We start from the raw sequence: 6453 nt of genomic DNA, 5'->3' as shown, positions 1-6453 counted from the left end.
CCAGCAAGGTAAAAATTAGCACCGCCAGCAGGTTCAGAGCGCTAAGAAGGGCCACCACTCTGGCTACCGGGCGCGCCGCAAAAAACCCGTCAAGATGTAACATCATCCGGTCAATTCTAGTCTATGTCTTGCTCGATTTTACGTCTTGTCGCCACGTTCTCCCAAGCTCTGGTGCCCCGCTGAAGAGAACAACGACGCCTGGCACTGTGGAGTAGGCCATATCGTGCTCGCCGATGTCTTTGTCCTGTCTAGTGAGTTCTACTGGGTTAGCGACCCGCCTGTCACGCTTTAAGAGCCGAGGCCTCAGGCTTCGCCCCCTCTGCAGGCTCGGGGCAAGATCTGACCAGCTCCAGCGCGAAGAGTCAAAGCCTTGCAAAACCTCATAATAACACGTATCGGTCTTAACTTGACCTGTTGACACACCTCGTTGCTAGGGAATAATATCAGGAAATTCCAAATATTACTACTAAAGTTGTTTAGCCGTTCTTTTATCTCAAAGCCTGTATCGGGCTTGAAGTTGGGGGCGGAGAAAGCAACTAGAGGGTAACTTGTCTGTTCTGAATGACCTGCGGACGCTAAAGTGCAGTGGCAAATCTGCTGAGGAGGATGCATATGTATGAACGGGAACCAGTACCAAAGCCAGCGGCCGCGCGCCGCACAATGGGTGGTGTTGCTGCTCTTGATAGCAGCGGCACTTGTCCTGCCCGCCAGTACCATGGCCCAGGGCCGAACGGGTGCGTGGGTAGACTCGATTGTAGTGCTCGTTGAGCCCAGTTTCCCCGCGGCGGTCAGCCGCCTGGAAGCGAACGACATCCAGGTCTACTTCATGTCCAGCGTAGACCCCGCGCAACGCGACCGGATCGGGCGCATCCCGGCTCTTGCCTCCGATGTCTCCTACGGTCTCTTCTGGGAGGTTTCGTTCAACCCGGTTGGCCCGCTTTACGCCAACGGCACCAGACTCAACCCCTTCGCCGTGCCCCGGATACGCGAGGCGATGAACTGGCTGGTCAACCGCAGGCACATCGTGGACGAGCTCATGGGGGGAATGGGTCGGGCCCGGTGGCTGCCGATCAACACCGCCTTCCCGGACTACGCCCGGCTGGCTGATACGGCCCGCAGGCTCGAGATCACCTATACCCACAACCCTGACCGTGCCCGAACCGTGATTGCCGAGGAGATGGGACGGCTAGGCGCAACCATGGTGGGTGGCCGGTGGCAGTTCAGGGGGGCGCCGGTTAGCATCACCTTCCTGATCCGGACCGAGGACGAGCGCCGCGCCATCGGCGACTACATGGCGGGCCTCCTGGAAGGAGTAGGCTTCACCGTTGAGCGGCGCTACGGCACCGCTGCGGTTCTGAGCCCGATCTGGATGGGCGGGCCGGCCGACCCGGCGGTATGGAAGGCCGTGACCGGCGGCTGGATCTCCACGACCATTGACCGCGACCAGGCCGATAACTTCAACTTCTTCTACACCCCGCGGGGAAGGCCCGAGCCGCTGTGGCAGGCCTACCGGCCCGCGCCCGCCTTCGACACCCTGGCCGACCGGCTGGCCCGCAGCGACTTCACCACGGTCGCCGCGCGCAACCGGATGATGGCGGAGGCCCTCGAGTTCAGCGTGAGGGACGGCGTACGCACTTGGCTCGCCGAACGGGTGCCGGTCTGGCCCCGCCGGGCCGAGCTGAGGCTGGCCAGCGACCTGGCCGGTGGCACCAGCGGCTCTTGGTTGTGGCCGTACACTATCCGGTACGAGGGCCGCACCGGTGGAACGGTGCGGATCGGGATCCCCAACGTGCTGGTCGAGCCGTGGAACCCCATCGCCGGGTCGAACTGGATCTTCGACCTGACCTTCATCCGGGCCACGCAGGACTCGGCCACCCTGCCCGACCCGTTCACGGGCCTGTGGCACCCCCAGCGGGTTGAGCGGGCAGAGGTGTTCTTCCGGCGGGATCTGCCGGTGAGCAAAACCCTCGACTGGGTAACCCTGAGACCGGTACCAGAGATCCGCGTGCCGGCCGGGGCCTTCATCTCGTGGGACCCCAGGGCCCAGCGGTTCATCACGGTAGGAGAGCGGCACCCAGAGGGCCTTACGGCGCGCACCAGGACTGTGGTCCACTTCGAGCGGGATCTGTTCCGGAACGTGCAGTGGCACGATGGTTCGCCTCTATCGCTAGGCGACATCATGCTCGAATGGATCCTGACTTTCGACCGGGCCATGGAGGGTAGTGCCATCTTCGACCCAGCGGCTGTTCCAGCCTTCCGGACCTTCGAGCGCGAGTTCCGCGGCTTCCGGATTATTTCGGAACGCCCCCTGGTGGTCGAGTACTATACCGATACCTTCTTCACCGACGCGGAGCTGATTGCATCTACTGCGGCGGCGGCATTCTGGCCCAGCTACGCTCAGGGTCCGGGCGCGTGGCACAACCTGGCCCTGGGAATTAGGGCCGAGGCTGCCAAGGAGCTGGCGTTCTCCTCGGCCAAGGCCACCAGCGAGAGGATAGAGTGGATGAGCTTCATAGCCGGGCCCAGCATCGCCATCCTGGACCGGCATCTGGCCGCTTCCCGCGGGGAGAACTTTATCCCTTACGCGCCGACGCTGGGCAGGTTCATCACCGCCGACGAAGCCAGAGTACGCTGGACCAACCTCGCCGGGTGGCGGGGGGCGCGCGGCCACTTCTGGATCGGCACCGGGGCTTTCCAGTTGCAGCGGGTGGCGCCGGTGGAGCGGATTGTGGAGCTCCATCGGTTCGCCCGGTTCCCCGACCCGGCGACCAGGTGGATAGGCTTCGATGCGCCAAAGCTTGCCGCGGTTGCGGTGACCGGTCCGGCCACGGTTCGGGTGGGCGCCGAGGCCGCGTTCGACATCCGGGTGACCCATGCCGGCAGGCCGTACCCGCCGGCGGAGATCGAGCGGGTCAGGTGGCTGCTCTTCGACGCGCGCGATAATTTGAGCGCCTCAGCCGACGCCACCAGGGTCGGGGACGTCTGGCGAGCGGCTCTGCCTACCGCGGCGACCGATCGGCTTGTTCCGGGCGCTAGCCGCCTCGAGGTGGTCGTGGTCTCGCGGGTGGTTGCCATCCCATCCTTCGCCACCGCCAGCTTTACCGTTATGCCGCGATAGACATCAGCGGGGGGGTGCGGATCCGCACCCCCCCGCCTACTGACTCCCATGACTGAAGCCACCCCGCCTCCCGCTCTCCGACGCCCGGCTTCCAGCCCGGTCGTTCGGGTTCTGACGTATTCCGCCACCCGCCTGTTCGCCCTTTTCCTCACCGTGGTGGTGGGGATCTATCTCACCGTACTGATCGCCAACATGGGCGGCCACGTGGACCTGATCAAGAGGACCGAGGTTCGCGAGGCCGTGGGCACTGCGGTGGGGATGGATCCGGTGATGATGGCTCTGCCCGTCGAAGAGCGGCACCGGCGGATCGCCGAACTGGTCGCCATCGAGGAAGAGCGCCTGGGGCTGCACCGGCCGTTCTTCGAGCGCAGCGTGTACTTCACCCGGGACGCCCTGATGCTGCGCCTGGGGTTCGCCGAGAGGATGACCAGCGACGCTGGCTCTCGTCTGGTGCGCAACATAATCTTAGAACGCCTGCCCCCGACCCTGCTGCTCTTCGTCAGCGCTCAGATCCTGCTCTTCGTCACCTCGGTGCTCTGGGCTCTGGCCCTGTCCCGCGGTTACGGCAGCACCATGGATCGGATCGTGATCGCCCTGGCGCCCACGTCGGCGGCCCCGGCGTGGTTCTATGGCATCTTTCTCATCCTGATCTTCGCGGTAGTGCTGGGTGTCCTGCCCTTCGGGGGAATGGTGCAGGCGCCGCCGCCGGAGCACCCGGTGGCCTACGCCCTCTCGGTGCTGCGCCACATGGTTCTACCCATGACCGCCCTGTTCCTCGCGAGCATCTTCCTGGCCGTGTACCAGTGGCGAACCTTCTTCCTGATCTTTTCCAGTGAGGACTACGTGGAAGTAGCCAAGGCCAAGGGCCTATCTTCGCGGGCGCTCGAGCGCCGGTACATCCTGCGGCCCACCCTGCCCACCATCATCACCAGCTTCGCCCTTTCGATGATCGTGGCCTGGCAAGGCGCCATCATCCTCGAGACGGTCTTCAACTGGCCCGGCCTGGGACGCACTTTATTTACGGCCATAGGCCATTTCGACACGGCGGTGATCGTCGGCATCACCATCATCTACGCCTACCTGCTGGCCGTTACCGTCTTCTTGCTGGACATCATCTACGCGCTGGTAGACCCGCGGGTAAAGGTTGGGATGGAGGGTGAGCAGTGAGACGGTTTTTTGCCGAGCTCCGCCGCTATCCATCGGCCATAGGAGGCCTGGTAATTATAGGCCTGCTGGTGGCCATGTCTGTGTTCGCTGTGATTGCCATCCCCTACAACGAAGCCATCCGCCTGTGGCGCGGCGGCGAGGAACAGTGGCTGGAGAATCCGCGGCTGGCCCGGCCGGCCTGGATGGCCCTGCTGCCGGGGACCAATCTCACACGTAACATCGCCGTGGACAGCCGGGGCGTTCAGCGCCAGGAGGTAGACCACGGCGGAGGCATCCGCGAAGTGACCGCCACCCTATCGTTTGACTACCGCTACCGGGCGTTCCCCACCGAGCTCACGGTCTTTTTCGAGCCCACGTATCAGAACCTGCCGCCCAGCGTGACGCTGTTCTGGCGCGCTCCCGACGGAACAGATATCCCGCTGGGTACCCGCGCCGTAAGAACCCGCGACATATTCCGCATCTCGGGCGATGCCCGCCTGCAGGCCGAGCTGGGCGTGACCCGGCCCGAAAGAGTTCTGTTTGGCGACCCCCGGGTGCCCGACCGGGTCTTGCCGGGACAGCATCAGCTGGTTATCCAGGCAATCCTCTTCGAGCCAGACGCACAGCTGGAGGCCCGCCTGATCGTCTACGGAAGCGCCCATGGCATCGCCGGCACCGACCACCAGCGCCGGGATATTGCGCTCGCACTGCTTTGGGGTACGCCCATCGCCCTGGCCTTCGGGCTCCTGGCGGCCGTAGGCTCCACCCTCAGCACCCTGATCATCGCGGCTATTGGGGTCTGGTACGGCCGCTGGGTGGACGGCCTGATCCAACGCATCACCGAGGTCAACCTGATCTTGCCGTTCCTGCCGATCCTGATCATGGTCGGGACGCTCTACTCTCGGAGCATATGGGTGATCCTGGGGGTGGTCATCCTGCTGGGGATGTTTAGCGGCGCGATCAAGACCCACCGGGCGCTGTTTTTGCAGGTGAAGGAAGCGCCTTATATCGAGGCGGCTCGCGCCTACGGCGCGACCGGCCTGCGGGTGGTATTCAGTTACATGATTCCCCGGGCCGTCCCGGTGCTCATCCCCCAGTTGGTGACCCTGATACCGGCCTTCGTCTTCCTGGAGGCCAGCCTGGCCTTCCTGGGCCTGGGCGACCCCGTCCTGCCCACCTGGGGCAAGATCATAGATGACGCCCAGCGCGCCGGGGCCCTGTTCACCGGCCACCACTACTGGGTGCTCCAGCCGGCCTTCCTGCTGCTTCTCACCGGGCTGGGCTTCACCATGCTGGGGTTTGCCTTAGACCGGGTCTTCAACCCCCGGCTGCGGGAGCAGTAATGCCGACCAACACACTACTCACCATAGAAGATCTGCGCCTGTACTTCCGCACACTCAAGGGGCTGGTGCAGGCCGTGGACGGCGTATCCCTGACCCTGACCCGCGGGCGCACGGTGGTCGTGGTGGGCGAGAGCGGGTGCGGCAAGACCTCTCTGGGCCGGGCCATCCTGCGGCTGCTGCCCCGCAACGTGCAGCGATACACGGGGCAGATCTGGCTCAACGGGCTCGAGACCATGGGCCTGCCCGAGGAGCGCTTCCGGCGGGAGGTACGCTGGATCCGGCTGGCCCTGGTGCCCCAGGCGGCTATGAACTCCCTCAACCCGGTGATACGGGTGGGCGACCAGATCGCCGAGCCGTTGCTCCTGCACGGCCGTGCGGCCACAGTGGGGGAGGCGCGCAAGGCGGCGCTGGAGGTCTTCACGCGGGTGGGGGTGCCCGCCGACTTCCTGGATCGCTACCCCTTTGAGCTTAGCGGGGGCATGCGCCAGCGGGTAGCCCTGGCCATGGCCCTGGTCACCGGGCCCGACCTGGTGATCATGGATGAGCCGACATCGGCCCTGGACGTGCTGACCCAGGCCAATATCATGAACGTGCTGAAGGTGATCAAGCGCGAGATGGGCATGAGCTTCCTCCTGATCACCCACGACATCGCTACCAGTAGCGAGGTGGCCGACGACGCCGCGGTGATGTACGCCGGCCAGGTGGTCGAGTTTAGTCGGGCCGGCCAGTTCTACCTCGAGCCGCTGCACCCCTACTCCCAGGCTCTGATGGCCAGCGTGCCGACGCTGCGGGAGCGCAAGACGCTGGGGTTCATCCCCGGCCGGCCACCCAGCCTGGTTGACCCAC

At 64.7% G+C, this 6453-nt stretch carries 4 protein-coding genes; all 4 read left to right on the top strand.

Annotation, left to right across the window (positions count from 1 at the left end; genetic code table 11):
- Window positions 1-616: 616 nt before the first annotated feature.
- Window positions 617-3118 (top strand): ABC transporter substrate-binding protein, encoded by a 2502-nt coding sequence (locus Q0288_RS04510; protein ID WP_299427819.1) that lies wholly within the window; start codon window positions 617-619, stop codon window positions 3116-3118.
- Window positions 3119-3274: 156 nt separating this feature from the next.
- Window positions 3275-4285 (top strand): ABC transporter permease, encoded by a 1011-nt coding sequence (locus Q0288_RS04505; RefSeq protein ID WP_299427816.1) that lies wholly within the window; start codon window positions 3275-3277, stop codon window positions 4283-4285.
- Window positions 4282-5607, top strand: coding sequence for an ABC transporter permease (locus tag Q0288_RS04500; protein ID WP_299427814.1), 1326 nt, complete (start codon window positions 4282-4284; stop codon window positions 5605-5607). Before Q0288_RS04505 ends, Q0288_RS04500 begins: the two co-directional genes overlap by 4 nt.
- A partial coding sequence (locus Q0288_RS04495; RefSeq protein ID WP_299427812.1) for an ABC transporter ATP-binding protein occupies window positions 5607-6453 on the top strand: 847 nt, incomplete at its 3' end. The genes Q0288_RS04500 and Q0288_RS04495, both read left to right, overlap by 1 nt.

Origin of the sequence: uncultured Meiothermus sp. (assembly GCF_937863175.1) — a bacterium.
GTDB lineage: Bacteria > Deinococcota > Deinococci > Deinococcales > Thermaceae > Meiothermus.
Note: the sequence above shows the minus strand (reverse complement) of the source record. Positions and strands in the feature narration are given on the sequence as shown.

Coding starts and splice junctions, on each gene's coding strand:
- Q0288_RS04510 (WP_299427819.1), top strand. CDS start 617: ATGAACGGGAACCAGTACCAAAGCCAGCGGCCGCGCGCCGCACAATGG.